Raw genomic sequence first — 24,941 nt, 5'->3', positions numbered from 1 at the left:
TTATCTCAAAGCGTTTAAAACCGATGGGCTTAAATCCACTATGCCAGCTTTTAGTTTTTCCATATATACATCCAACTTATTTTTGCCAAGCCCTTCCCTTCTTATATGGTCTTCTATCTCATAAGAGGATGGTTTATCTTTTCTAATCCACTCTTTTGTACTTACGTCGGGATACATGTATTCGTATATTGGTGTAAGGCCAGCGTATCCTGTAAAATTACATTTCTGACAACCAGTCTCGTTTCTTACTTTTATAGGGAAATCTTGGTTTATAAAATCTCTAAATTCATCTTTGTTTATATAAGGCAACGTCCTTAAAGTAATATCAGTTATATTCCTAGAGGCGTCTTTTATAGGCATATCTATAGAACAATAAGGGCATACGCTTTTTACCAAAACTTGATTAAGGCTAAGTATTAGCATTCTAACAGAGCTTTCATAATCTACGTGAAATATTGAACTAACCGCATCGTAAAATACAAAAGCGGAATTTATATGAAGCGTGGTAAAAACAAGCTGACCTGCAAAGGCAAGCTCTTCTATAGCCTTTGATAGCTCTATTTCATTTCTCCACTCACCTACAAATACTATATCTGGGTCCGCTCTTTTGAAGGCTTTTGTAAAATCTACAAACGTTGATTTAAGTTCTTCCACTTGAGCTTCAAATATTTGAAACTGTGTTATATTTTTGTTTATAATCTGATATTCTACAGGATCTTCTACCGTTAAAACGTTTTTATCCTGTATGGTCGAAAGCATGCTTGCTATAGCCATACTTTTACCAGAGTTTGTTATACCGCTTATCACTATAAGACCGCCTTTTCTACTTATGGCATCCTGTAAAATTTTTATATCCTCTTCCAAATACCCAAGCCTTGATAGATTGCCCTGTATACCCCTTTTTCTTAAAAGTCTCCCTACCACCATCTCATCTTCTAAGTTTGGCATTGGAGCAAACACAAGCCTCACGTCCGTAGATAAATCCTCGTAAGATATTCTTGCGTCTTGGACTTGAGATGATATAGATGGATTGAAAGAGCCTTTTGTATACCTTGAAGCTTGAGTTTTCAAACTTCTTATAAGTTGAATGCCTTGGGTTTTTGGCATAGTCATATTTGGCATCATTGCAAAATCTTTGTTTATTCTAAAAAATACGTAATAGAAATTATCCTTTGGCTTTATGTGAAGGTCAGAAGCATTTCTTGCAAGAGCAGCCTTCACTATATCTTTAAAATCTGTTATCGTTTGAGCTTCTTGTGATATAGCTGCATAATCTCTTTTTATAGCCTCAAATTTAGATATAGAAACAAGATAGTTTTTCTTATCTTTTGTATAAATGGGGATATAGGTTATTATACCCTCATCGGCTATTATTCTATCAGTTTCTATGCTTTTTATAGTAAAATTTACGTTGTATCCATCCTCTGGCTCCAAGGCATAATCCTTAGCTATATCTATAAATAGTTTTACTTGCTCTGGAAACGTTACAAATCCAAGTATATTCAAAACCTTTAAGTCGTGCTCTCCAAGCTCCCTTCTTTTTTGCAAAAATATTTCATACTTTTCTTTTAAAATGCCCTTTACCCTCTCTAAAAAATCTCTGTATACAAACTTGTGAAGTTGAGAGCCATACTCTTCGAAATACTTAGCTTTTGATTCTTCCGTATCTGGTAAACCTTTTACTACTAAATACTCTTTATATTTCATAAAATCTATTATAATATTTTTAAATGGAAAACGTTAAAAGCCATGTAAAAGCTCCTTATGTCGGAATTGTAGTAAAAACTACATCACCGCTATCTTTTGATGTGCTTTTACAAGAAAACGCTTTTGTGCAGTTAGACGACGTGTTGGTTTGTAAATCAAAAACTAAGAAAGACGATGAGGATTTAGAGATAACATTTTACGGAGTTGTGGTAGAGCTAACAAAAAGTCTTGAAGGAGTAGATACCCTTTATCAAGAAATAAAGGCAAAAGAAGGTATAGTACCAGTACATCCAACATATTTAGCAAAGGTCAATGTAAACCGTATAGAGCCTCAGTATTATATTCCACCAAAACCAGGGGATGAAGTTTTTAAAGCTTTTGGTGAAGATAGAGACAAAGGTCTTTTCTTTGATGCTATGGAAACAAGAATACCCGCAGGAGTATCACAGGATGGATTACCCATATATATAAATTATAATTTCATAAATGGAAAAGACGGAGCCCACATATCTATAAGCGGGATGTCTGGGGTAGCTACAAAAACTTCTTATTCGTTATTTTTAATAAACTCTATCATCCAAAAAGCTGAAGGCAAACCTAGATTTGTGATATTCAACGTAAAAGGTAAAGACCTACTGTTTTTAGACAAAGAAAATATAAGATTTAAAGAAGAAGATGCAAAAAAGTTTGAACTAATGGGCTTAGAACCAATGCCCTTTAAAGATGTAGCCTTTTATTGTCCACCAGAAAAAAAAGACGGCGAAGTAGCGATGGGTGGAGCGAGATACGATGTAAACCTATATGGATTTAGCATGAGGGATTTTGCTTCAGAAAGACTTTTAAAATATATGTTTGCAGAAAACGAGCAAGAAATATCAAACCTAAATTTTATAATAGATAAGATTTCAAATAAACTTTATGAACTTTCGAAAGATTCAAAAGATGCCCTAATAGATGATAAAGCGGGTAGAGAAATAAAGGATTTGGAAGATTTATACGAGCTTTTACAAGAAATTTACGACAACCAAAAAGACGAAAAAGAACGGTACTATGCATGGTTTGGTAGAAATACAAGCTCTCAAAGCATAGAAGCTTTTTTAAGGAGATTTGCCTTTGGCATAAGACATATAAAGCTTCTCATCAAACAAGAAGCATCTAAGCATATAAAAAATATTATCAAAGATATAATAGACAACATGCGTACAATAAATGTAATAGACATAAGTGACCTTCATAGTGTAGGCAAGATGTTTGTAGTAGGAACTATGCTTGATAAGATATTTAGACAACGAGAAGAAAGCGGTATATCAGAACCTAAAATTTTTGTGCTTTTAGACGAATTAAATAAATACGCTCCAAAAGAAGGTTGGAGTCCTATAAAAGATACGTTGCTTGATATAGCAGAAAGAGGAAGAAGTTTAGGCGTGATACTAATAGGTGCGCAGCAAACAGCCAGTGAGGTGGAAAAACGCATTATAGCAAACAGTGCCATAAAGGTGGTAGGAAGGCTTGATACAGCAGAATTATCTGGTGAAGAATACGGGTTTCTTTCTAAAAGCCTAAAACAAAGGGTAAGCATGTTGAAGAAAGGCTCTATGATACTTTACCAACCAGATATACCAACCCCAACGATGGTAAATGTACCTATGCCACCATGGGCTACCAGAAAAGAGGAGGCAAAAGATGAAATGTCCGAAAAAATATGTGCTGATATTGATAACGCTTTTAATTAGCTTTATAAGTTTTTCTTTGGCATCCATAATAGATGTAAGAAAAGGTATATATCAAGATAAAGTTAGATACGTATTTGATGTAAAAGATGTAAGCACTTACAAAGTTCATCAAGAAGGTAGGAACATTATTATAGAAATAGGCGATAGAAAATTTATATATACGATGCCATATATCCCTTCCTCAGTAAAAAGCTTTATGCTTCAAAACCCAGAAAGAATAGTTATAGATATCTACAAGCCTATAAAAACACAAAAAGATAGTATATTGAATATAATATCTCCAAAATACGCTTACCTCCTAAAAGACCGTCCAATATCAAAAAATACAGCTTACAATGAAGACCAAGACCCCCTTAGCGTAGTGGACAAAAAATACTTAGAGGCTATAGAAAGTTATCCAAAATCCACCAAGCCATACAAATATATACCACATCCAAAAGGAGTAAAGGTAGTGGTTATAGACCCTGGGCACGGAGGAAAAGACTCCGGTGCTATAGGTATAGGTGGTGTAGAAGAAAAAAATATCGTGTTGGCAATAGGCAAAAAGTTGGATTTCTTCCTAAAACATGACCCTAGATTTAAAGTAATCATGACTAGAGACAAAGATGTATTTATACCACTTCAACAAAGAGCTAGAATAGCTATAGAAAACAGAGCTGATTTGTTTATCAGTATACACTGCAATATGGCACCTGGTCATATAACATGGCCGCATGGTACAAATATATACTTTTTATCAAATCCCGGTATAGATATGAAATACAACGAACTAGTAAACAACGAAGCCTTTGCTCATCTTGTATTTGGCAACGCCGTATATGAACCCAGCATAAGTGCAAGAAAGGTGTTGGCAAGGCTTGCTTTAGATATAACCAAAAATCAAAGCTTTGTTTTCGCCAAAGATTTAGCTTATACGTTGGATAAAGATCTTCATAAGCATGTAGATATACATAATATACACAGAAGAAATTTTGTGGTATTAAGAACACCAGGCATACCATCTGTTTTGGTAGAAACTGGATTTATAAGCAACCCCCACGATGTAAAAGAGCTTACAAACCCATCTTACCAATGGGCTTTTGCAAAAGCCATGTATGAGGCTATAGTAGATTACTTCTTTGGTTCAAACAAAAATGAAGAACCCCAAAACAACATAGCCTTAAAAGGTAGCTAATAAACAATTACCTTGTAAAGACCATCTTGATGTATTATTTTCGTACGTTTTCCTTGGGCTTTTAGTTCTAAGCTGAAACTCAAAGCATCAGAAAAATACTTGAAAGCTCCAGCTTGATAAGTGCCATTTTTCAAATAAATAAATTTATTGGGTTTTTGGGCATTTTTTTGCAATTTAAGCGTTATACTAGAATTCCCTTTGTTTTTTGCTGGATAAGGTATAGTCGGCTTTCTAATAAAAGGTTGTTTTACAATTGGCTTTGAGGTAATTGGTATTGTTGGTTTTCTATATCTTGTAAAGTTTTTATTGGCTGATCTCTTTACTAGTTGTACTTTCTTAATTTTGGTGGTTTTTATATTGTTTGTGAAAGCCTTTTTGGAGTTTGTATCAGCGCTTTGGTGGTTTGGTTTGCTTTTAACGTTTGACATTTGGGCTGAGGTGTTGCTAGCGCTATTTGAATTATCTACGTTGACAGCATTCTGAGCGTTGGTAGGAGTTGGTTTGGCGCTAGCGGGAGTGAGCGTAGGGGTTTGCAACGGTTTTTCATGCTTTACATTTTCTTGGATAAGCTGTTTATTTAAGTTGTTGGTGGATATATTTCTATGCCAAGTGCTATACCAAAGGTAGAATAGCGTAAGTCCCAACACTATTAAAAGTATCGTTATCGCATTTTTTGTATTAAGCATATAAATAATTATATTTAGTTTCTTGGATACTTTACTTACTTTATCAAAGTTGGTATATTAAAATGGTTATTGTTTATGTTAAGGGTTATAAAATTGTTTACTGTAAACTTTGCTCTAAACTTTTCAACAGGTATTAACTTGATGGCAAGTCTAGGGTCGTAAAAAAATATATCTCCGAAAGCGTATGGATAAGAGTACACATAAAGGATGTTGTTTTTTACAAAAAATACTTCCTTAGAAAATCCTCTATACATACCACAGTAAGTGTATAAATAAACTTTTGAAAAACGCTTAGAGTTATCTATCTTTATAATTTTAGCACATTCTATAGCTTTTTTCATACTATATAAAGCATTTGCATAATCATACAATTTTTTAGAATTTTTCATAGTTTTTAGGCTTTTACTAACAACAAAAAAATAAGCTCCAAAAAGCATGCTAAAAAACAACGATATGATGATAATAACTACAAGCACTTCTAAAAGCGTAAAACCTTTTACTTTCAAGGCAAAAATCTCAGCACTTTTAGGTTGTGGTATTTAAGCACCTGATATTTAAAGCCTCCAAGGTGATTTATGGAAGCGCCCTTGTTTTGTTTATCGTTAAAAAGGAAAAAAGAATCTTTCACAAGCTTCTGTTGTCTTTGGTGAAGTTTTATAGCCTCAATCAATAGAGAATAAGCACCAGATATCATAACAGCAAACACTATGAAAGCTGCTAAAGCTTCTAAAAGCGTAAAACCCTTATACCCTGGTATACTTGTATTGCGTGGCATACTTGTAGGGCGTGGCATACTTGCGTTTGAATTATCTTTTAAGGTGCATCGTCCATACATCTATTTTTTTACCATCTGGAGTTTTCGCAAAAAGATCGTAAGGATGGTCTGGAGCTGGAGATATATAGTAAAACTTATGCCCCCAACCATCGGTGGGCACTTTGTCAAGTTCTTGATGCCAATTGTCTGGAATTGGTGGTATTGTAGGCTTTTCTACCAAGGCTTGAAGCCCTTGAGCAGTGGTAGGATACATGCCGGTATCAACATAATACTGTTCTAAAGCTCCTTGGAGGTTTTTAAGCTGGACTTTTGTAGCTTTTAGCTTTGCCTCGCCAATTCTATTTGTGATACGAGGGATTATAATAGCAGATAGTATACCGATTATTACTATTACTACTAAAAGCTCTATAAGGGTAAAACCCTTTTTATAAAACGATATATTGTTATATTGTGTCATGCTTATCACTTCTCCAATATCTTATCATAACACTAAACATAGGAAATTGTATGATGTAAATGGCCAAAATGATAAGACCTATAGGAGCAACAATAGCGTAAAACATTAGGGGCAATATCATAACAATAACCATTGTAGAATAGACAAACCACATGCTTACATCAAAAAAATATTGAAGGTTTAAGGTTCTTTTCCAAATGCCAAAAGATATTAAATCAAACACTCTAGTAAAAGCTTCTATAAAACTATCAGAAGCGTAAACACCAGCATAAACATATGGGGCCACATAAGATATCATAGAAAGTGTAATTACCACAAACGCTAAAGCAAGCCCCATCGATAGATTGTAGCTTACAGCAAAAAAATCGTAATGATTTTTGGTAGCATAAAGTGCCTTCAAAAGCCCACTAAAGTTTAACACCAAAGCTTCGCCTATAAAAATTATAAGAAATACTATAGCATTGCCAAAAAGCATACCTAAAGACTCTTTAAGGTATTCTGTAAAAAACCCTAAAGTTTGTTTTTGTTTTATGGCTTTTTCAAAAGATATAACATCTTTGTTGTCTCTTACAACATGACCTATATTTATTAGAAAAGCGTTTGAAATTATAGTCCAAAATATAGAAAACGAAACGTTTATGAGCACCAAATCCTTGGGAATAAAATTGTCTATCAAAGAAAAAAGAAGTACAAGCGTTATATATACTACAATAGGTCCTGGTTTTTTTACAAGGAAAGCTTGAGTGTAATCAAACAAATTTTTAAAAATCTCCCAAATGCTTAAGTTGTTCATCTATTTTCCCTCCTTAAAACTAAAAGATGGACTTATATACCAAGTACCGTTGTTTTTTATGAGATCTATAGCAGTGTCTTTTGTTTTGCCGTCTTTGTAAAGTACCTCTACTCTAGCGTGGGCTGTGCCACCTAACACTCTTATATCTTCTACTTTTATACTTTTTATATTGTAGGAGTTTAGCTTAACCCATCTTCTAGCCCAAATTTTACCTCTAGAAGATACGGTATCTGGATTCAAAAATTTTATAGCATTCTTAAAATCATTGTTTTCAACATCCTTAATAAAATGTTTTAAAACCATTTCTGGAGTATTGTTGTTTATGGTTTGCGGAGAACAGCTAGAGAAAACAAAAACTAACACCACCATTCCAGATATATAAAAAAATCTATTTCTCATAAGATATATCTTAACATTAGAATATAAAAATTTCATATAATTTTATCAAAACATTAAAGATTTATGACATATAGTCATTGTTTTTTTGGATTTTAAAGGTTATTATTAATAATGATTCTAAATTAAAATTTATTTTAAAGGAGGTAAGGCCTATGAGCAAGGACTTAAAAGGCACAAAGACACTAGAGTGTCTCAAACATGCATTTGCTGGGGAATCCCAGGCAAACAGAAGATATCTATATTTTGCAAGAGAGGCAGATATTCAAGGATATCCTGATGTAGCCAACAACTTTAGAGAAACGGCAGAAGGCGAAACAGGACATGCTTTTGGGCACCTTGACTATCTCAGAAAGTACAACGGCGTAGACCCAGCTACAGACAAGCCAATGTCAACCCTAGAAGAGATGCTAGAGTCGGCAGTAGCAGGTGAAGTCTATGAGTATAGCGAAATGTATCCTGGCTTTGCCAAAACAGCAAGGGAAGAAGGTTTTGACGATATAGCCGCTTGGTTTGAAACCTTGGCAAAAGCTGAAAAATCCCATGCAGGAAGATTCCAAAAAGTATTGGAAAGCGTAAAAGGTTAATAAACAAAAAGCTGGGCTTTTTGCCCAGCTTCTATAAACCAATTTTGTAAGATTTTAATATAACAAGGAGTATATATGTCTGAGTTATCAATAGGTGGATTAAAGGAGTTTAACTTCAACTTAGATGATCCTAAATTTTACGACGAAGAAGCCCTTTATGAGGAAGCCAAAAGGGTTTATTCAAAATGCAAAGACTGCAGAATGTGCGTAAATTTTTGTCCGTCGTTTCCAGCACTTTTTGATGCGGTAGACAAAAAAAACGATAGCATAGAAGCTCTTACAAAAGAAGAGTTAGAAAAACCATTAGAGCTTTGTTTTCACTGCAAGCAATGTTATTTTAAATGCCCATACACACCACCTCACGAGTGGAAACTTGATTTCCCTCACCTATCTTTAAGATATAAAGCTATAAAATTTAAAAAGAAAGGTGCAAGGATCACTGATAAATTAATGCTTGATACCGATTTAGTTGGAAAAATATCCGTACCTTTTTCAAAAATAGCGAACGAAACAATGAATATAAAACCTGTAAGACTTATAATGGAAAAAACTGCAGGCATTGACCAAAGGGCAAAGCTACCCCACATAAATGATAAAACTTTTACAAGTTTTTTGAAGGATAACTTGCTACCAGTCAAAAATCCAGTAAGAAAAGCGGTTTTATTTTACACGTGTTTATTAAATTATAACTTTTTGGAAAAAGGAAAAGCTTTGCTTCACGTACTTTACAAAAACAACATTCATATAGAAGTGCCAGAACAAAATTGCTGTGGTATACCATTTTTTGATATAGGAGATTTAGATAGCTCTATCAAAAAAGCCAAATACAACGTAGACATGATGATAGATTATGTTAGAAATGGATACGATGTGATAGTACCAGTACCCACTTGCGCCTTGCAAATAAAGCATGAGTATCCTCTACTTTTAAGAACCGATGAAGCAAAAGAGATATCAGAAAAAACCTATGAGATAGGTGACTATCTATTTTCTCTAAGCCAAGAAAACCTCTTCAACAAAGACTTTAAAAATCCTATGGGTAAAATAGATTATCACATAGCCTGTCATCTAAAATCTCTAGGTGTTGGCTATAAATCGGCGGCCCTAATGAGAATGATACCAAATACAAAAGTAAGGATAGTAGAGATATGCTCTGGACACGACGGGACCTTTGGCGTTAAAAAAGATACCTTTGATATGGCGATAAACGTAGGAAAGCCTCTTTTTGAAAATATTTTAAACCAAAAAGCAGATTTGGTAGTATCAGATTGTCCCTTGGCTGGAAACTTTATAGAGCTTAACACATCAAGAGCAGTTAAAAGCCCAATAGAAGTATTATCTATGGCCTATGGAGATAGTGTATGAAAAAAGTAGCTTTTGAAGATATACTAAACTTATACGAATACGAAAAGGTAAGACCAGAAAAAGTAAAAGAGCTTTTGGATCTAAAGAAAAAAAGAAGTATATTTTTACAAGATATGTTTCATATATTTTTTGAAAATACATTTAGCGTATGGTTTCAAATACAAGAGATGATTAGGGCTGAGCGCATGGTAAAGGATGAGGATATAAACTTTGAGATAGAAGTTTACAACGATTTAATACCAGAGCAAAATCAGCTTAGCGCCACATTTTTTATAGAAATACCAGACGATGAAAAAAGAAAACTCATGCTAAAAGAACTGGTCGGTATCCATGATAGTATTTTCATATCTTTTAAAGACCATAAGATAAAAGCAAAAGCAAACGAACAAAGCGATATGGATTACAAATTTGGTAAAGCTGCCACAATACATTTTATAAAATTCGATTTTGATAATCTTCAAAAAGAGCTTTTCAAAAATGAAAAGGCTTTCATAGAAATAGAGCACAAAGATATTAAGATAAAGCAAGAGATAACACAAGAAATAAAAGAAGAGCTTGTAAAAGACCTATACAGCGAATGATGGTTATCATTGTATTTTAGGTTAACTAGCTATAGATTTATAGCATGAAAGGAATTAGTTTATACATACTAACTTTGGTGTTTGGATTGGTCTTTTCTTTGTCAGGCTTTGGAGAGCCTCTAAATGTTGTATTGGATTTTCATAATCCCAAAAGCCTAAAAATGGTAAACAATATTTTAGAGCATACCTCAAAAAACAAGGAAGCTCATGTGGTAGTAGAAATTTGGGGCCCTACTATCAAGTATATGCTTAAAAACTCAAAAGAAGAGAAAGCTTTTGAGCGTTTTGTAAAGAATAGCAAAGGACGTATTACGTTTCACGTATGTGAGAACACCATGAAAAAATTTCACATCACAAAAAACATGATGGGAAGCTTTGCAAAACCTGTTAAAGGCGCCCTTGTAGATATAAACAAACTTGAGAAAGAAGGCTTTATCTATATAAAACCATAATATTAAACTAAGTCTTTAAATTGTTTTCTAAGTAGCCCTAGTTTTTCTTCTAGGGCTTTTATGTGAAATTCTATATCTTTACTCTTACCAGTAATTCTGTTGATAATTTTATCTCTTTCTCGTTTTAAATCTATTATTTTTATCTGGGTATCCTCTATTTCTTTTAGTATGTTAAGCCTTTTATTAGACTTTTCCTCCATCATTTTTCTTATCTTCTCTTGAGTAATATTTTGGTTAATCTCATCCGCTAAGTTAGGAACTTTCAAAGCCTTTGTAAAATGCTTGATAAAATTGTAAAGTCTCTGCATCTCCAAAAGGCTATCAAACAGATCGTTTATATACTTCAATTCCTCCTCAGATACATGTTCAGCATCAATAAATTGCTCTTTGATAGAGTCTATCATCATAATACTAGAGGCCCTAATGTAAGAACCGTACAAATTCTCTTTAATTCCTATAAGTACCTTTTTTAACTCTAAAACTGGAATATCGTCATCTAGTTTTAATATGTTGTCAAAAATATCTATATCTTTGAGTTGAGCAGTTACTTTCTCATTAAACAAAGCACTAGCTTCTTTAACAACCTTTATCAAATCAAACAAAGTTATATGTGAACTTTGCTTTATTAATTTTATAAGCAATAAATCAATATCAAAGTCTGTCATAACCCTCCTCCTTTACTTACTCTCTTCTAAAAGCTTTAAAAACTCCTCTTCGTTCATGGTTTTAACACCAAGCATAGTTGCCTTCCGTAGTTTGGTACTGCCTGGGTCTTGTCCCACCACAAGGTAAGAAGTGTGATGAGTTACGCTATCAGAAGTGCTAGCTCCCAAAGACTCTACCATTTGTTTAGCCGCCTCTCTGGTACAACAAGAAAGGGTGCCTGTAAAAACAAATTGAAAACCGGCTAGCTTATTAGACTTTGCCTCAGAAATCTCTTTCAATAGCACGCCGGCCTCTTCTAGTCTTTTTACTATGTTTATATTTTGCTCTAAGCTAAAAAACTCTTTTATGCTTCTTGCCACTATATCACCTATATCTTCTATATTTCTTAAATCGTCTTCTGAAGCTTTTACAATATTCCATATATCTTTATAGTAAGAAGCTAGTTTTTTAGCAGTGGTAAGACCCACATACCTTATTCCAAGACCGTAAAGCACCCTCGCAAGACCTCTTCTTTTAGAAGCTTCTATGGCATCTATGAGATTTTGAGCAGATTTTTTGGCAAACCTTGGAAGTCTTACAAGGTCGGAAAATTTTAGATAATAAAGATCAGCTATATTCCTAACAAGCTTCGCATCGTATAAAAGTTGAGCTACGGCCTCACCAAGACCTTTTATGTCCATAGCATCTTTTGATGCAAAATGCCTAATCCTTAAAACCACTTGAGCTGGACATGATATATTTACACAACGCCAAGCCACTTCCCCTGGTGTTTTTACTAGCTTAGAACCACAAGAAGGGCAATACTCTGGAAAAACTATTGGCTTAGCGTCTTTTGGTCTTGCCTCTTTTACAACACTTACCACATACGGTATCACCTCACCAGCTCTTTCTATAATCACCGTATCCTTTATATGAATATCTTTTTCTCTTATAAAATCCTCGTTAAACAAAGAAACGCTAGATATCGTGACACCACCCAAAGATACTGGTTCTAACTTTGCCACAGGAGTTATATTGCCTACCCTTCCAACGCTAAATATCACATCTAAGATAACGGTGGTAGCTTGTTTTGCCTTAAATTTAAAAGCCGTAGCCCATCTTGGTGCATGGGATGTAAAGCCTAACTCATCGTAAAGCGATATATCGTTTACTTTTATAACCATGCCATCTATTTCATAAGGAAGAGCATCTCTTTTGGCTTCAAAATATTTACAGTAATCAATAACCTCTTCAATATTTTTACAAAGCTTCATATCCAAAAATGGTGTTTTAAAACCAAGTTCGTGAAGCATCTTAATGGCTTCGTAATGAGTTTTTGGCATGGCAGTACTTGGCTCTACGTAAGTAATCTGATAAACTAAAGCAGTTAGAGGCCTTTTAGCCACTTCCTGAGGGTCTTGAAGCCTTATAGAACCAGCTGCTAAATTTCTTGGATTTGCATAGGGTGGAAGGTTGTCTGAGATTCTCTCTTCGTTTATCTTTTTAAAATCTTCCTTGTTTATTATCACTTCTCCTCTTATTTCTAAAAGCCTTATACCTTGTTTTGAAAAAGATGCCCTAAGAGGAATGGTTTTTATAGTTTTTAAGTTTTTAGTAATATCTTCACCTACTTCGCCATCTCCTCTGGTAGCTCCTCGTACAAAAAGATCATTTTCATATAAAAGCGATATTCCAGCACCGTCATATTTTGGTTCAACACAGTACTCGATATGGTCTTTCCCGCTTAATTCTTTTACCCTTCTGTCAAAATCTTTCAAATCATCTTCGTTGTAAGTGTTGTCTAAAGAAAGCATCGGAGCTAAATGCTTTACCTGAGGAAACGTGCTTGATATATCAGAAGATACTCTTTGGGTCGGAGAGTCTGGAGTTATCAAATCAGGATAAGCCTCTTCTATACTTTTGAGAAATTTGTACAAAGCGTCGTATTCTGAGTCAGATATGACAGGTTGGTTCAAGACATAATATCTATAATCGTGGTAGTTTATAAGCTCTTTTAGCGTATCAACTATCTTTGTGGCTTCTTCTTTTGAAAGTTTAGGGGGATGTTTGTCTGGGGAAAGGTTATAAGTTTTTAATATCTCCTTTGTTTTGTCTATAAAAAACTTGTCGTTCATAGATGCTGTTTGTAAGCTTTTAACGTATTTAAAAGAAGGGTAGCCACTGTCATAGGTCCAACACCACCCGGGACTGGTGTTATAAAAGAAGCTTTTTGAGACACGCTCTCAAAATCCACATCTCCTACTATCTTGCCGTTTACCTTTGAGATGCCAACATCTATCACCACAGCACCCTCTTTCACCATAAAATCCTTTATAAGAAAAGGCACTCCTGTAGCCGATACCAATATATCGGCGTTTTTAGTGTATTCTAAAATATCTTTTGTATATTTATGACAAACGCTCACCGTTGCATCGTAAGAAAGCATAAGCATAGAAAGAGGTTTTCCCACTATGAACCCAGCTCCCACTATACACACGTTTTTACCTTTTACATCTATATTGTATTCATCCAATAAAAGCTTAATACCAAGAGGTGTGCAAGGAATAAAAGCCTTTTCTATATCTCCAGAAAAGAGTTTACCCATGTTGTTGGGATGAAAACCGTCCACATCCTTTAAAGGATCTATAGCATCAATCACTTTATGCATGGATATATGAGAAGGTAGCGGTAGCTGTACCAAAATACCATCTACATCCTCTTGCTCATTTAATCGCTTTATATGGTCTAACAACATGCTTTCATCAACATCTTTTTCAAACATATCAAGCTGTGAGCTAAAACCAACATCTGCACAAGCCTGCACCTTATTTTTCACATAAACTAGGCTAGCTGGGTCATCTCCAACCAATACCACCACAAGCTTTGGCTTTCTACCAAAGTGTTTCACCTCTTCTTTTATACTATGTTTTATCTTTTTTGCTAAAGCTTTTCCATCCAATATGTTCATATGCTTTTGACTTCCTCTATATCTATATTTAAATCTAAATTATCATTTTTTATTTCTAATTTTTTATAATAACCGTCCTTTGATCTGTCTTTGAAGTATACGCTAATCTCTTTTGTGCCATCTGGTTTTAAAATATCCATTTTATAAAGTTTACCATCTTTCACGTAAACCATTTTTTTATAAACGCTATTTCCACCTTTGTATACTGTATAACCATCTTTACAAGATATTTCATCTTCTTTATCTATTACATCTCCGTAAATAAGTTTAGACAAGTCTATTGGAATGTTTACACAACCACCGCCAAAGCATAGATTGTTTTTAAAATTAAGATTTCCTATAAAAGTCTCTAACGTATAATCGTTTTTAGCTTTTACCAAAGAAATAGGATATTTTAAAATACCGTAAGAAACATAAATCTTAGCTCTAAAATTTTGTGGTATAGAAATGCTTTCTTTCTGATAAGGTTTGCATTTTGTAATAGGAGCGCAAGAGTATGTTAAAAGCCCAATACATAGTAGAAAAAATAGCTTTTTCATAAACCTCTTAACTCTATAGAAGAAGCGTGAGCATGAAGACCCTCTGACTTTGCTAAATTGTAAGCATGATGTTTTACTTTATCAAAACCTTTTTTAGATACAAAAAGTATAGATGAGCGCTTTACGAAATCATAAACTCCAAGAGCAGAAGAAAATCTGGCACTTCTGCCTGTTGGTAGTGTGTGGTTTGGCCCAAGGCAGTAATCTCCCAACGCTTCTACAGTATATTCACCTAAGAATATAGCTCCGGCGTTTTTTATAAACCCTAAAAGCTCAAAAGGATTTTCCGTGTTTATTTCAAGGTGTTCTGGAGCTATTACATTAGCTAACTCACAGGCTTTTTCTAAATTTTTGACTATAAAAATAGCTCCGTAATTTTCTATTGATTTTGAAGCGATATCTTTTCTTTCTAAGTGAGTTAAAAAATTCTCTATTTCTTTTGCTACACTGTAAGCTAAATCTTCGCAGTTTGTCACCAAAACAGCGCTTGCAAGCTCATCATGTTCAGCTTGAGAAAGCATATCCATAGCTACGAAGGTAGGGTCTGCACTAGCATCAGCTATTATAAGGACTTCAGATGGACCCGCTATCATGTCTATACCTACTATTCCGTATACTAACCTTTTAGCAGTGGCTACATAAATATTACCAGGCCCTACTATCTTCTCTACGGGTGGCACTGTCTCAGTACCATAGGCTAAAGCAGCTATACTTTGAGCCCCACCTATTCTAAAAACCCTATCTATACCACAAATATAAGCTGCTGCTAAAACCTCTTTAGTGGGCTTTGGACATACCATATATATATGTGGTACACCAGCCACCTTAGCCGGAACTGCATTCATGATAACCGACGAAGGATAAGCGGCTTTACCACCTGGCACATAAAGCCCAGCACTTTCTACAGGCAAAACCCTCTGCCCTAAAATGATGCCTTCTTCTTCTACGATAAAAGATTTTTCTTTTTGATTTTCGTGAAATTTATAAACTCTTTCGTAGGCAATCTCAATAGCTTCTCTTGTTTTATCATCTATGGTATCGTAAGCTTCTTTCAAAGCCGCTTTAGGTATTTCTATACCATCTTGCCTAAGATCTATGTTGTCAAACTCTAAAGCGTATCTGTAAAGTGCTTCATCTTTATATTTGATGACATTGTCTATAATGTCTCTTACTTTATCCAAATAGTTTTGTTCAAAAACCTTGGCTCTATTTAAAATATTTTCAAGGGTTTTGGAGCTTTTAAAATCTTTGTTTGTAAAATCTTCAATAGCTATCATAACATATATTCTATCAAATTTTTCCTAAAAGCATAAAAATAAAATTATAAAATTTATAAAATTGGTATAATAATTAACTATGTACTATATATTGCTGCTCATACCAACTATAGTATATATACTTGTATTTTTTTACAACCATAAAAGCCCAGAATTGTTAGGGTTGCCGTTTTTTTACTGGTTTCAAATACTTATGCTTATAATAACATCATTGTTTTACGCCTTGGCAGTGTTTTGGAGCAAAGACGATGGTTAGTATAACAGTTTTTGTAACACTTTTTATAGTATTTTCATATCTTGGTTTAAAGGGAAAAGATTTTAGGGCAGGAGATTTAGATTTGCTTCACGAGTGGGCTTTGGGTGGACAAAAGTTTGGGGCATGGCTCTTATGGTTTTTGATAGGAGCTGATCTTTTTACCGCTTACACATTTATAGCTGTACCATCTGGGCTTTTCGCAAAAGGACCCGTATTTTTCTTCGCAGTACCTTATGTAGCAATGGGATTTGGAGTAGCATTGGCAGTAATGCCAAAATTTTTCACAGTTTCAAAGGAAAAATGCCATATAACAGCCGTAGATTTCGTAAAAGATAGATACAATTCTAAAGCTCTAGCTATCACAATAGCGTTGGTAGGCATATTGGCTGAGCTTCCATACATAGCACTTCAAATAGTCGGAATGAAGGTGGTACTAGCTACTCTTTTGATGCAGTTTAAAGACATAAATCAAAACCTTCTAAATGAGATTTCCCTTAGTATAGCATTTTTAATACTATCTTGGTTTACTTACAAATCAGGACTTAGAGGAGCTACTTTAACAGCGGTTTTAAAAGATTTTTTGATACTTGGGACAGTGGTTGTTTTGATTGTTTACATACCACTTCATTATCATGGGTTTTATCAAGCTTTTCATATAAAAAAAGAGTACACAAGCTTAAATCCAAAGCTCATAAGTGCGTACATAAGCTTATCCGTGATGAGTGCATTGGCGCTATTTTTGTATCCACACGCCATTACAGGATGTCTTAGTTCTAGCGATGTAAAGGTGTTAAAAAAATCCATAGCATTTTTACCTATATACGGTATAGGCCTTGCGGTGCTGGCACTTTTTGGTGTTTTGATATATGAAGTAAAACCTGCTATGGATATGCTAAACCATATACCGCCCACTGCAAGGGGTTCTTTTGTGGTACCGGTTTTAATAATATCAACAATGCCTCAGTGGTTTAGCGGTGTAGCGCTTCTTGGTATATTTATAGGTGGTTTAGTACCAGCTTCTATAATGGCCATAGCTAGTTCAAACCTTATGGTAAACATCTTGAGAGAGCTAAAGCTTTCAAATTCTTCTAATGAAACAAAACTTGCAAAATGGTTCTCTTTCTTATTTAAACTTATACCCCTTGTATTTGTGTTTTTAGTACCGCCCACTTTTGCAATAGCTCTACAGCTAATAGGAGGCATTATCGTACTTCAGACGCTTCCTTCTATCTTTCTTGGGCTTTTCATAAAAAACTTAAACAAAGAAAGCTTGCTCATAGGTCTTTTAGCCGGCATAGCAGTAGGTATATACGAGTTAGAAGCGGTAAATCATTTTGGTCTTATACAGAATGTTTTAATGCCCACAAGCTTAGGTCCTATCTTTATAGGAGTAGTAGCCTTAGGGGTAAATCTTTCTATAGTAGCCCTTGGCTCTATTTATCAATACATTTTCCGCAAAAGCTCTCAATAGGGCATATATTACAAAGAGGTTTTTGGGGTTTACAAATACGCTGACCAAGCGATACCAAATATCTATTTATTTCAATCCAGTATTTCTTAGGTAATATTTCCCTTAATATTTTTTCGGTTTGCTCTGGAGTTTTAGTTTTTATAAGACACCATCTGTTGGTAATACGGTGCACATGAATATCCACACATATAGCTGGTAGACCAAAGCCTTCTGCTAGCACCAAATTTGCCACTTTAAGGCCAACGCCAGGCAATTTCATAAGCTCTTCTTGGGTATTGGGTATAGCACCGTCGTATTTTTTCAATACAATATCTGCCAATATTTTTAAGTTTTTGGCTTTTGTATTGTAAAAACCAACACCGTATATAAGTTGTTTTAACACTTCCTCATCTGTATTGTACAAATCCTTTATAGATTTTATTTTAGAGAAAAATCTCTCACAGACTTTTGAAGTAGTTTCATCCTTTGTTCTAGTGGATAAAAGAGCACACACAAGCACTCTAAAGGGGTCTTTTGTGGTTTGAGCTACAAGCGTTACGACAGGAGCATGGTTTTCTTCGTAATCTTTTTTTAAAAGCCTAAATACTTTTGACAAATCCCCTTTTTTCACTTATAAATAAGCTCTACGTATTTTTTAGTATCAGATATTTCTGGCAGCGGTGGTGGATTTTCCATGTCGTACCCTATAAGGTAATACCAATCATCAAATATGTTGTGATCTTTATTTTCTATAAAAAATCTCATCTTTTTCGCTAAGTCCTCTGGGTCCCCGCACTCCAATATGTAGTTTTTAAGCTTTTCATCTTGGTCTTTATAGCTGTTTATATTAAAAACCTTAAACTTATTTTTCATATAATTTAAACTATCTTCTGACAAGTAATATCTATTTATATGCTTTAACTTTTGACTTATATCTTCGTTAAGGAGCTTTCTATTAAACATCATCTCTTCGTTAAACTTTTCAAAAATATCAGAATGCCTACCCTTAGTCCACATCTGCATTACCCCTCTTTGTGAAGTTTCACCAAAAGCCGTGGTAGGACCAGCCGCCCAGATGTGTGGGTTTATGTGTATATGTATCTCGTCGCATATACTATCTAATTGAGCATGTGTATATATACCCATCACTCTAACATGAGATTTTATAAATTTATCTTTAAAAAGGCTTAGCATAAAATATTTATAGTTTGGGTTTATCTCTGGATTTCCGTATAGTCTTACTTCAAATTTACCTTCTAAATCTCTCAAATAATCCAAAGCTTTTAATATAATATGATGACCCTTTGTTACTTGCCAATTTGATAAGAAGGCAAAAATTGTTTTCTCTCTTGGTTTTGAGTATTTTAACCTTGCTTTTTCTATTATTTCTTTTGTTTTTTTCTCATCTCTTTGGTTTGTAGCAAAACCTTGCTCTGGCAAAACCAAGTTCATTATATTGTCTGGTTTTACTCCAAAATCTAAAACAGCAAAAGTTCCGTAAACTCCGTTTGATATGTTTAAGTCTATTATATCTTCCATAAGGTATTTGCCGTAATCAAGTCTTCTTTTCATCTCCACAGCCACTACTTTTTTCTGAGATTCTGTAAGGTTTAGACCCATCATAACGTTGTATTCTTCCACAAATCTTTCCGGTGTAAACTCATCTTGAGCTATACATTGAAAATGATTTTGCTCGTACTTGTAAGTGGAAAACATGTGCCAAGAGGGCTCTAAGATATACATAGAATGCATAGTGCTTAAAACGTTGTATCCCAGTTGTTTTGTTTTTTCTATTATAGAAAGGGGCATAATAGATTGAAAATGTATAAAATCCCAATCTGGTTTCATGGCTAGGAATTTAAACCAAATCTGAGTGGTAGGCTCTTCATAAACCTCTGTCATAGGTGAGTAACCATGTTGATATAAAAACCAATCCTTTCTGGTAAAAATGTTGTAGGTTATACCATCGTACTGGGCGTTTAAAAGATCAAACTCGTTTTGCTTACCTATCATAAAAGGTGGTAATATTGTAAAAACCTCTACATGATGTCCTAAAGTTTTCAGATTTTTGGCAAGTATATATATGTGTTTATCTTCACCACTTTGTGGTTCAGAAGGTGGAGCCCAACCTACCAATAAAACTCTCATAAGCTCTCCTTATTGTTTAGTATTTAAAAGTACCATTTAAAACCTTTTGATAAAAGTTAGGTGGCAAGAAGGCGTTTTTGTGAATCTCGTCGGAATAAAACCTTGTTTCTACATCCACGTCCCTTGATATTTCTCTTGGATTATAAACCTTAGAACCTACCGAAAAGGTCCACCAATAACCAGCATAAACTGGTATAACGGTAGTATAAAGGTCTACTATTGGAAAGCTCTTTTTTAGGGCTTTTTGAAAACGAACCACTATATCAAGATGATAATGCAAAGATTCTGATTGACCAACGTATATACCATCTTCTTTCAAAGCCTCAAACACGTATTTAAAAAATTCTTCAGTAGTTAAAACGTGCGCAAAGCCAACAGGGTCCGTCGAATCTACTATAATGATATCAAACTCATTTTTATAATCTTGAATATATTTAAATCCATCTTCGTTTAGAATAATAGCCCTTGGGTCATCCATTGAACAAGCCACGGTTGGAAAAAACTTTTTAGACACTTCTACCACATCTTTATCAATATCAACAAGCACAGCTTTTTTCACAGATTTATGCTTTAACACCTCTCTTAGAATACCACCATCTCCTCCACCTATTATAAGTACATTTTCTGGGTTTTTATGGGCAAACATCACAGGATGGGTAAGCATCTCATGATAAAAAAACTCATTTTTTTCTGTAAACTGCACAACACCGTCTAATATTAGCATTTTTCCAAAATAGTGAGATTCTACCACTTGAATTTCTTGATATTTAGATTTACCCTCATAGAGGATTTTACTAATGCCATAACAATGTCTTATAGGTGCATATGGGTCTCTCTCCATAAAATACACATCTTTCATAGTTTCTTCTCCTCTCTAAACAAGTTTTATTCAAATTATAGCATGTTTTTTATCCTAACTATAGCTTCTTTTAACTGGTTTATGTCTTTTGCAAAAGAAAACCTTACAAAGTTATCCGTTTGATTGGTACCAAAATCTATCCCTGGTGTGATGGCAACTTTTGTTTTATCAAAGATAAAATCGCAAAACTCTTTTGATTTCATACCGTATTTCGATATATTTGCCCATATGTAAAAAGCTCCCTCTGGTTTCACTGGGATATCAAAGATATTTTTTAGTTCGTTGTATAAAAAATCCCTTCTTTGTTTGAAAGTATTCACTACAAAGCTAAGATAATCATAATCAAAAGCCTCTAAGGCAGCGTATTGAGATAATGTAGGAGCACTTATAAACATATTTTGAGAAAGCCTTTCAAAGCTCTCTACATATTTTTCTGGGACTATCATCCAGCCTATTCTAAACCCTGGCATACAAAAAAACTTAGAGAAGCTGTTTACAACAAACACGTTATCATCAAAAGAAAGAGCTGTCTTGATGCTTTTGTCATAAACAAGACCATGGTATATCTCATCACATACAAACACCTTGTTATTTTTACGGCAAAATTCAACGACATCTTTTAAATTAGATTCATCGTAAACAACGCCCGTTGGATTTGAAACAGATGATATTAAAAGTAGATCAAAGTCTAAACCTTCCAAATGTTCTTTCGTTACTTGAAAGCTCGTATCCTTAAAAACTGGTATTTTTACAACGCTTTTATCAAAAGCGTAAGCTATGTTTTCATAACATGGATATCCTGGGTCTTGCAAAGCAACTTTTTTTCCTTCTAAAAGCCCAAACACCAAAGAAAACCCACCTGAAGAACCAGTAGTAATTATTATTCTTTCGGGCGATATATCTACGTTGTAAAAATATTTATAATGCTTTGCAATAGCTTCTCTTAAAGCACTTAGCCCCTTTGCTTCGGTATACCCAAAATATCCTTTTTCCAAAGTGCTATTTATAGCCTCTAAAACTTTTGGAGAAGGAGCTAAATCTGGCTCACCAATCTCAAGATGTATAGCATTCTCAAAAGATGATGCTTTTTTAAGTATATCCATTACGATGAATGGTTTTATATTCTTAAACATTTAAATAATCTTTTATCTGCTTGGTAATAGCTGTAATATCTTTTTCTTTAAAAATACCAGAGCCTATTACAAAAATATCCACATAATCCTTCACAAGATGGAGATTTTGAAGCTTCAAGCCGCCATCCATCTCTATAAGACAGTTTAAACCCTTTTCTAAAATCTTTTGCTTTAGGCTTTTAGCACGAATAACTGAGCGCTCTATAAAACTCTGCCCTCCAAAACCTGGATTTACAGACATAACAAGGATATAATCAGCATAATAGATTATCTCATCAATAGCATCTAAAGAAGTACCGGGATTTATCGCAACACCAGCCTTGGCATCTAAATGTTTTATAAGCTCAATAGTTCTATGTATATGAGGGACATTTTCTATATGAACAGATACCATAGAGGCGCCGGATTCCACAAAATCTTTTATATAAGCGTCTGGGTTGTTTATCATAAGGTGAGCATCAAAAATAACATCTGGAAGCTTTTCTTTTAAACATTCTAAAACATAAGGTCCAACTGTGATATTTGGTACAAACGCACCATCCATTACATCAAAGTGGATTATATCAGCACCACCTTTCAAAGTGGCCTCTATGTCTTTTCCAAGATTCCAAAAATCAGCAGAAAGTATAGAGGGGGCAAGATATTTCATTTTTCTGTGATGGTTTCATCCACCTTCATACCAAAATGTCTTCCTTCTTGCTCTATATATCCCAATATCTTATCACCTTTTTTCAAATCCACCACAGATATAAGTTCTCCTGAGGGTGTCACAAGTCTTATAGTCTCTGCGTTTTGAAGCACTGCTGATATTTTTTTACCGTTTGAAATGGCTTCTACTAAAAGCATAGGCCTTCTTTCTATTTTTGCTCTTCCTACATAAACAACTCTGCCATTGCCATCTTTATCATAAGCCATTACAGGTTTCCCAGCTTCTGCTTCACATAAATATATAGTCTTGTTGCTTGGGGTTCTTATATACATATGGACCGCACCAGCATTTACTCTAAATGGTCTTGAAGCCACGTAAGGGTTTTCTTCGGTTTCAGCAGCTACCAAAAGCATACCACCAGAAGAGTTGCCCACCAGCATACCTTCTCCCTTTTTTAATATAGAAGTGGTATCCACACATACCCTATCTCCCATGCCTACTGGCAACACTCTTAAAATTTCAGCTTCTACAAGATTTAACTTCTCTTTTGGCTCTACTACATTGGATATCTTTTTTATAAGGTTTAAATCCGGATTCTTTAAAACGACGCCTTTAACTCCTTTTTCCAATATATTTATAGCAGTTTTAGCCTCTTCTTCAGATTTTACTATCACATATACATCTTCTTTTTGAGCTATGATGTTCTCCAAAGGAATTATAGTCCAGTCCGTGGTTTCTACTAACACTTTCTTTGGGGATTTTGCGGCTCTTATCTCATCGTCTTTATTTAAAATCTTTATATACTCTATGTCTTTTCCCAACAACAACGTATCTACCTTCCCAAGCCTTGACACATTTTGAGCTTCTTCAGGATTATCCACTATTATAGCTTTAACACCTGATTCTAAAGCCGTAGTAATAGCGTTTTTGTCTTTGGACCAAAGCAAAAATTCTTTCTCTTTCATAGGATTATTTTAACATATCAAAGGTTGTTGTATAAGTTTTTGTTTATATCTATCTTAGCATGCTCCCTTAAATCCTTTATAAGGTAATTCATCGAAATATTCGCTTTTACGCTTATAAGTTGTGAAAAGGTTTCTTGAGAGTTAGCGTTTTTACCTTGAGTTCTTGAGTCTATCTCCATTATAACGTATGCAGTTCCATTTGAAGAAACATAAGGGCCAAAAAATGCTGGGGTTTTAGCAGTTATAATAGGTACTATATCTGAAGATTTGATGTCAACCATGGTGGATATCTTAGATAAAGATAGGTTGTTAAAAGCGACAGGTTTTATATTTACAGGTTTTTTAGCTTTTAAATCCTCATAAATCTTTTTCGCAAAATCTTTTAAAGCCATTATTTTTTTCTCCATTACAAGATCCTGAATAACTTGATTTTTCACTTCAGCTAAGGGTAAGATAGAAGAAGTTTTGGTATTTTGATAAGTAAATATATAGATTTGATTACCAACGTTACCCACCAAAACAGGATTTTGCGGATTAAGAGCCTTCACCACAGCAGCAAAAGATTTTGACATCGTTTTTTCGTCAAATGGTTTAAATCCCGGTGGTATTTTGCCAGATTTAAGAGTCATATAAATTTCTCTTGCTTTATTTTTATCAGTTGTCTCCCAATATATTATAGAAGAGGGATTTATAGCTTTAAACTCCTCTTTATGAGAGTTGTAATAATTTTCTATCTCTTGCTCCGTAGGTTTATAATTTATATTTACAGAGTTCGGGTCCACTATGTAAGCTTTCCCAGACAACAATGTATTGTTTATCATATTAGCTTCGTCAAGCTCCATATCGCTAACATAAGAAGCGTTGGTTATAAAAAGCGTATATTTTTGTATGGTAAGCTGCTTTTTTATATAAGACTCGTAAGTCTCTGGAGTATAACCAGCCTCTGCCAATACAGCCTTATACCTTTCAAAGTTAAACTTACCATTAACCTGAAAAGATGGATCTTGTGATATTATATCTGCTACTTCTTTATCGGATACCACAAACCCCTCCTTCTTTGCCTCTTTATAAAGAAGCTCATCGTCTATTAAGGAGTTTAAAATTTCTTGTTTTAAAAGTGGAGTCATCTGCTTGTTTGTTCTTATCGCCACCCTTCTAAAATCTACTATACTTATACAACTACCGTCTACGGTGGCTACACAGTCTGCAGATTTGTGAAACAAAGACGTTATATTGCCAGCGGCGAAATTCCAAAGGAAAAATGCTGCAGTAACTATACCTGATAAAATAGCGAACGTTTCCTTGTGTTTTCTTATAAACTCAAACATACTAACATTATACTACCA

The 24,941-nt window shown here is 34.4% G+C and carries 27 protein-coding genes; 8 read left to right on the top strand and 19 right to left on the bottom strand.

The features are described 5' to 3' along the window. Entirely contained in the window at positions 1–1,707 is a 1,707-nt protein-coding gene (locus tag ACYQZV_RS03565) for a GspE/PulE family protein (protein WP_459893271.1), read from the bottom strand. Between the two features lie 23 nt (positions 1,708–1,730). On the opposite strand from ACYQZV_RS03565, the gene ACYQZV_RS03560 reads away from it, so the two are divergent. Together ACYQZV_RS03560 and ACYQZV_RS03555 are read left to right on the top strand one after the other, a co-directional pair. Continuing rightward, a complete protein-coding gene (locus ACYQZV_RS03560; protein WP_459893268.1) occupies positions 1,731–3,440 on the top strand; it encodes an ATP-binding protein in 1,710 nt (569 codons plus the stop codon). Further along, positions 3,391–4,614 carry an N-acetylmuramoyl-L-alanine amidase family protein gene (locus ACYQZV_RS03555; protein WP_459893266.1) on the top strand — a complete coding sequence of 408 codons (1,224 nt, stop codon included), beginning with the start codon at positions 3,391–3,393 and terminating at the stop codon, positions 4,612–4,614. The genes ACYQZV_RS03560 and ACYQZV_RS03555 overlap by 50 nt, the downstream gene beginning before the upstream one ends. Here the strand turns inward: ACYQZV_RS03555 and ACYQZV_RS03550 are convergent. From ACYQZV_RS03550 to ACYQZV_RS03525, 6 genes are read right to left on the bottom strand one after another with little or no spacing between them, the layout of a single operon-like run. Continuing rightward, entirely contained in the window at positions 4,611–5,300 is a 690-nt protein-coding gene (locus tag ACYQZV_RS03550; protein WP_459893264.1) for a hypothetical protein, read from the bottom strand. The genes ACYQZV_RS03555 and ACYQZV_RS03550 overlap by 4 nt on opposite strands. Before the next feature lie 35 nt (positions 5,301–5,335). After that, complete coding sequence (locus ACYQZV_RS03545) at positions 5,336–5,806, bottom strand: prepilin-type N-terminal cleavage/methylation domain-containing protein (RefSeq protein ID WP_459893262.1); 471 nt, start codon at positions 5,804–5,806, stop codon at positions 5,336–5,338. After that, entirely contained in the window at positions 5,803–6,135 is a 333-nt protein-coding gene (locus ACYQZV_RS03540; protein ID WP_459893260.1) for a PulJ/GspJ family protein, read from the bottom strand. The genes ACYQZV_RS03545 and ACYQZV_RS03540 overlap by 4 nt, the downstream gene beginning before the upstream one ends. Then, positions 6,107–6,532 (bottom strand): type II secretion system major pseudopilin GspG, encoded by a 426-nt coding sequence (gspG, locus tag ACYQZV_RS03535; RefSeq protein ID WP_459893258.1) that lies wholly within the window; start codon positions 6,530–6,532, stop codon positions 6,107–6,109. Before gspG ends, ACYQZV_RS03540 begins: the two co-directional genes overlap by 29 nt. Continuing rightward, the gene (locus ACYQZV_RS03530) at positions 6,519–7,325 is read right to left on the bottom strand and encodes a hypothetical protein (RefSeq protein ID WP_459893256.1); all 807 of its coding nucleotides are present in this window, start codon (positions 7,323–7,325) and stop codon (positions 6,519–6,521) included. The genes gspG and ACYQZV_RS03530 overlap by 14 nt, the downstream gene beginning before the upstream one ends. Next, complete coding sequence (locus tag ACYQZV_RS03525) at positions 7,326–7,724, bottom strand: nuclear transport factor 2 family protein (RefSeq protein WP_459893254.1); 399 nt, start codon at positions 7,722–7,724, stop codon at positions 7,326–7,328. Positions 7,725–7,876: 152 nt separating this feature from the next. Between ACYQZV_RS03525 and ACYQZV_RS03520 the strand changes: the two genes are divergently transcribed. The 4 genes from ACYQZV_RS03520 to ACYQZV_RS03505 all read left to right on the top strand — a co-directional run bounded on the left by ACYQZV_RS03520 (position 7,877) and on the right by ACYQZV_RS03505 (position 10,706). Then, positions 7,877–8,308: a rubrerythrin family protein gene (locus tag ACYQZV_RS03520; RefSeq protein ID WP_459893252.1), complete on the top strand. Its 432-nt coding sequence runs from the start codon at positions 7,877–7,879 to the stop codon at positions 8,306–8,308. Positions 8,309–8,383: 75 nt separating this feature from the next. Beyond that, complete coding sequence (locus ACYQZV_RS03515; RefSeq protein WP_459893250.1) at positions 8,384–9,673, top strand: heterodisulfide reductase-related iron-sulfur binding cluster; 1,290 nt, start codon at positions 8,384–8,386, stop codon at positions 9,671–9,673. After that, positions 9,670–10,254: a DUF3501 family protein gene (locus ACYQZV_RS03510; protein WP_459893248.1), complete on the top strand. Its 585-nt coding sequence runs from the start codon at positions 9,670–9,672 to the stop codon at positions 10,252–10,254. The genes ACYQZV_RS03515 and ACYQZV_RS03510 overlap by 4 nt, the downstream gene beginning before the upstream one ends. Before the next feature lie 44 nt (positions 10,255–10,298). After that, the gene (locus ACYQZV_RS03505; protein ID WP_459893246.1) at positions 10,299–10,706 is read left to right on the top strand and encodes a DsrE family protein; all 408 of its coding nucleotides are present in this window, start codon (positions 10,299–10,301) and stop codon (positions 10,704–10,706) included. A 2-nt stretch (positions 10,707–10,708) separates the two neighbouring features. On the opposite strand, the gene ACYQZV_RS03500 is transcribed toward ACYQZV_RS03505, so the two are convergent. Genes ACYQZV_RS03500 through hisD form a run of 5 tightly spaced genes read right to left on the bottom strand, consistent with a single transcriptional unit; the run spans position 10,709 to position 16,135 of the window. Then, the gene (locus ACYQZV_RS03500) at positions 10,709–11,371 is read right to left on the bottom strand and encodes a hypothetical protein (protein ID WP_459893244.1); all 663 of its coding nucleotides are present in this window, start codon (positions 11,369–11,371) and stop codon (positions 10,709–10,711) included. A gap of 12 nt (positions 11,372–11,383) precedes the next feature. Beyond that, positions 11,384–13,486 (bottom strand): NAD-dependent DNA ligase LigA, encoded by a 2,103-nt coding sequence (gene ligA, locus ACYQZV_RS03495; RefSeq protein WP_459893242.1) that lies wholly within the window; start codon positions 13,484–13,486, stop codon positions 11,384–11,386. Then, on the bottom strand, positions 13,483–14,319 hold the full coding sequence (locus ACYQZV_RS03490; RefSeq protein ID WP_459893240.1) for a bifunctional 5,10-methylenetetrahydrofolate dehydrogenase/5,10-methenyltetrahydrofolate cyclohydrolase: 837 nt from the start codon (positions 14,317–14,319) through the stop codon (positions 13,483–13,485). The genes ligA and ACYQZV_RS03490 overlap by 4 nt, the downstream gene beginning before the upstream one ends. After that, entirely contained in the window at positions 14,316–14,858 is a 543-nt protein-coding gene (locus tag ACYQZV_RS03485) for a hypothetical protein (protein ID WP_459893238.1), read from the bottom strand. The genes ACYQZV_RS03490 and ACYQZV_RS03485 overlap by 4 nt, the downstream gene beginning before the upstream one ends. Then, positions 14,855–16,135, bottom strand: coding sequence for a histidinol dehydrogenase (gene hisD / locus ACYQZV_RS03480; protein ID WP_459893236.1), 1,281 nt, complete (start codon positions 16,133–16,135; stop codon positions 14,855–14,857). The genes ACYQZV_RS03485 and hisD overlap by 4 nt, the downstream gene beginning before the upstream one ends. A gap of 79 nt (positions 16,136–16,214) precedes the next feature. On the opposite strand from hisD, the gene ACYQZV_RS03475 reads away from it, so the two are divergent. Further along, positions 16,215–16,391, top strand: a complete 177-nt coding sequence (locus tag ACYQZV_RS03475; protein WP_459893234.1) for a DUF3311 domain-containing protein — start codon at positions 16,215–16,217, stop codon at positions 16,389–16,391. Next, the gene (locus ACYQZV_RS03470; protein WP_459893232.1) at positions 16,384–17,862 is read left to right on the top strand and encodes a sodium:solute symporter family protein; all 1,479 of its coding nucleotides are present in this window, start codon (positions 16,384–16,386) and stop codon (positions 17,860–17,862) included. The genes ACYQZV_RS03475 and ACYQZV_RS03470 overlap by 8 nt, the downstream gene beginning before the upstream one ends. On the opposite strand, the gene ACYQZV_RS03465 is transcribed toward ACYQZV_RS03470, so the two are convergent. Genes ACYQZV_RS03465 through ACYQZV_RS03435 form a run of 7 tightly spaced genes read right to left on the bottom strand, consistent with a single transcriptional unit; the run spans position 17,825 to position 24,923 of the window. Next, positions 17,825–18,472 (bottom strand): endonuclease III domain-containing protein, encoded by a 648-nt coding sequence (locus ACYQZV_RS03465; RefSeq protein WP_459893230.1) that lies wholly within the window; start codon positions 18,470–18,472, stop codon positions 17,825–17,827. The genes ACYQZV_RS03470 and ACYQZV_RS03465 overlap by 38 nt on opposite strands. Next, positions 18,469–19,989: a glycosyltransferase family protein gene (locus ACYQZV_RS03460; RefSeq protein ID WP_459893228.1), complete on the bottom strand. Its 1,521-nt coding sequence runs from the start codon at positions 19,987–19,989 to the stop codon at positions 18,469–18,471. Before ACYQZV_RS03460 ends, ACYQZV_RS03465 begins: the two co-directional genes overlap by 4 nt. Positions 19,990–20,005: 16 nt before the next feature. Beyond that, positions 20,006–20,848: a polyamine aminopropyltransferase gene (gene speE, locus ACYQZV_RS03455; RefSeq protein ID WP_459893226.1), complete on the bottom strand. Its 843-nt coding sequence runs from the start codon at positions 20,846–20,848 to the stop codon at positions 20,006–20,008. Between the two features lie 35 nt (positions 20,849–20,883). After that, positions 20,884–21,981, bottom strand: a complete 1,098-nt coding sequence (locus ACYQZV_RS03450; protein WP_459893224.1) for a pyridoxal phosphate-dependent aminotransferase — start codon at positions 21,979–21,981, stop codon at positions 20,884–20,886. Next, the gene (gene rpe / locus ACYQZV_RS03445) at positions 21,974–22,630 is read right to left on the bottom strand and encodes a ribulose-phosphate 3-epimerase (protein ID WP_459893222.1); all 657 of its coding nucleotides are present in this window, start codon (positions 22,628–22,630) and stop codon (positions 21,974–21,976) included. Before rpe ends, ACYQZV_RS03450 begins: the two co-directional genes overlap by 8 nt. Further along, positions 22,627–23,595 carry a 3-dehydroquinate synthase II gene (locus ACYQZV_RS03440; protein ID WP_459893221.1) on the bottom strand — a complete coding sequence of 323 codons (969 nt, stop codon included), beginning with the start codon at positions 23,593–23,595 and terminating at the stop codon, positions 22,627–22,629. Before ACYQZV_RS03440 ends, rpe begins: the two co-directional genes overlap by 4 nt. A gap of 17 nt (positions 23,596–23,612) precedes the next feature. Next, positions 23,613–24,923, bottom strand: a complete 1,311-nt coding sequence (locus ACYQZV_RS03435) for a peptidylprolyl isomerase (protein WP_459893219.1) — start codon at positions 24,921–24,923, stop codon at positions 23,613–23,615. Between the last annotated feature and the right edge of the window lie 18 nt (positions 24,924–24,941).

This window comes from Hydrogenobaculum acidophilum (assembly GCF_054656715.1).
The sequence above is the reverse complement of the archived record's forward strand: the minus strand, read 5'-3'. Positions and strand labels throughout refer to the sequence as shown.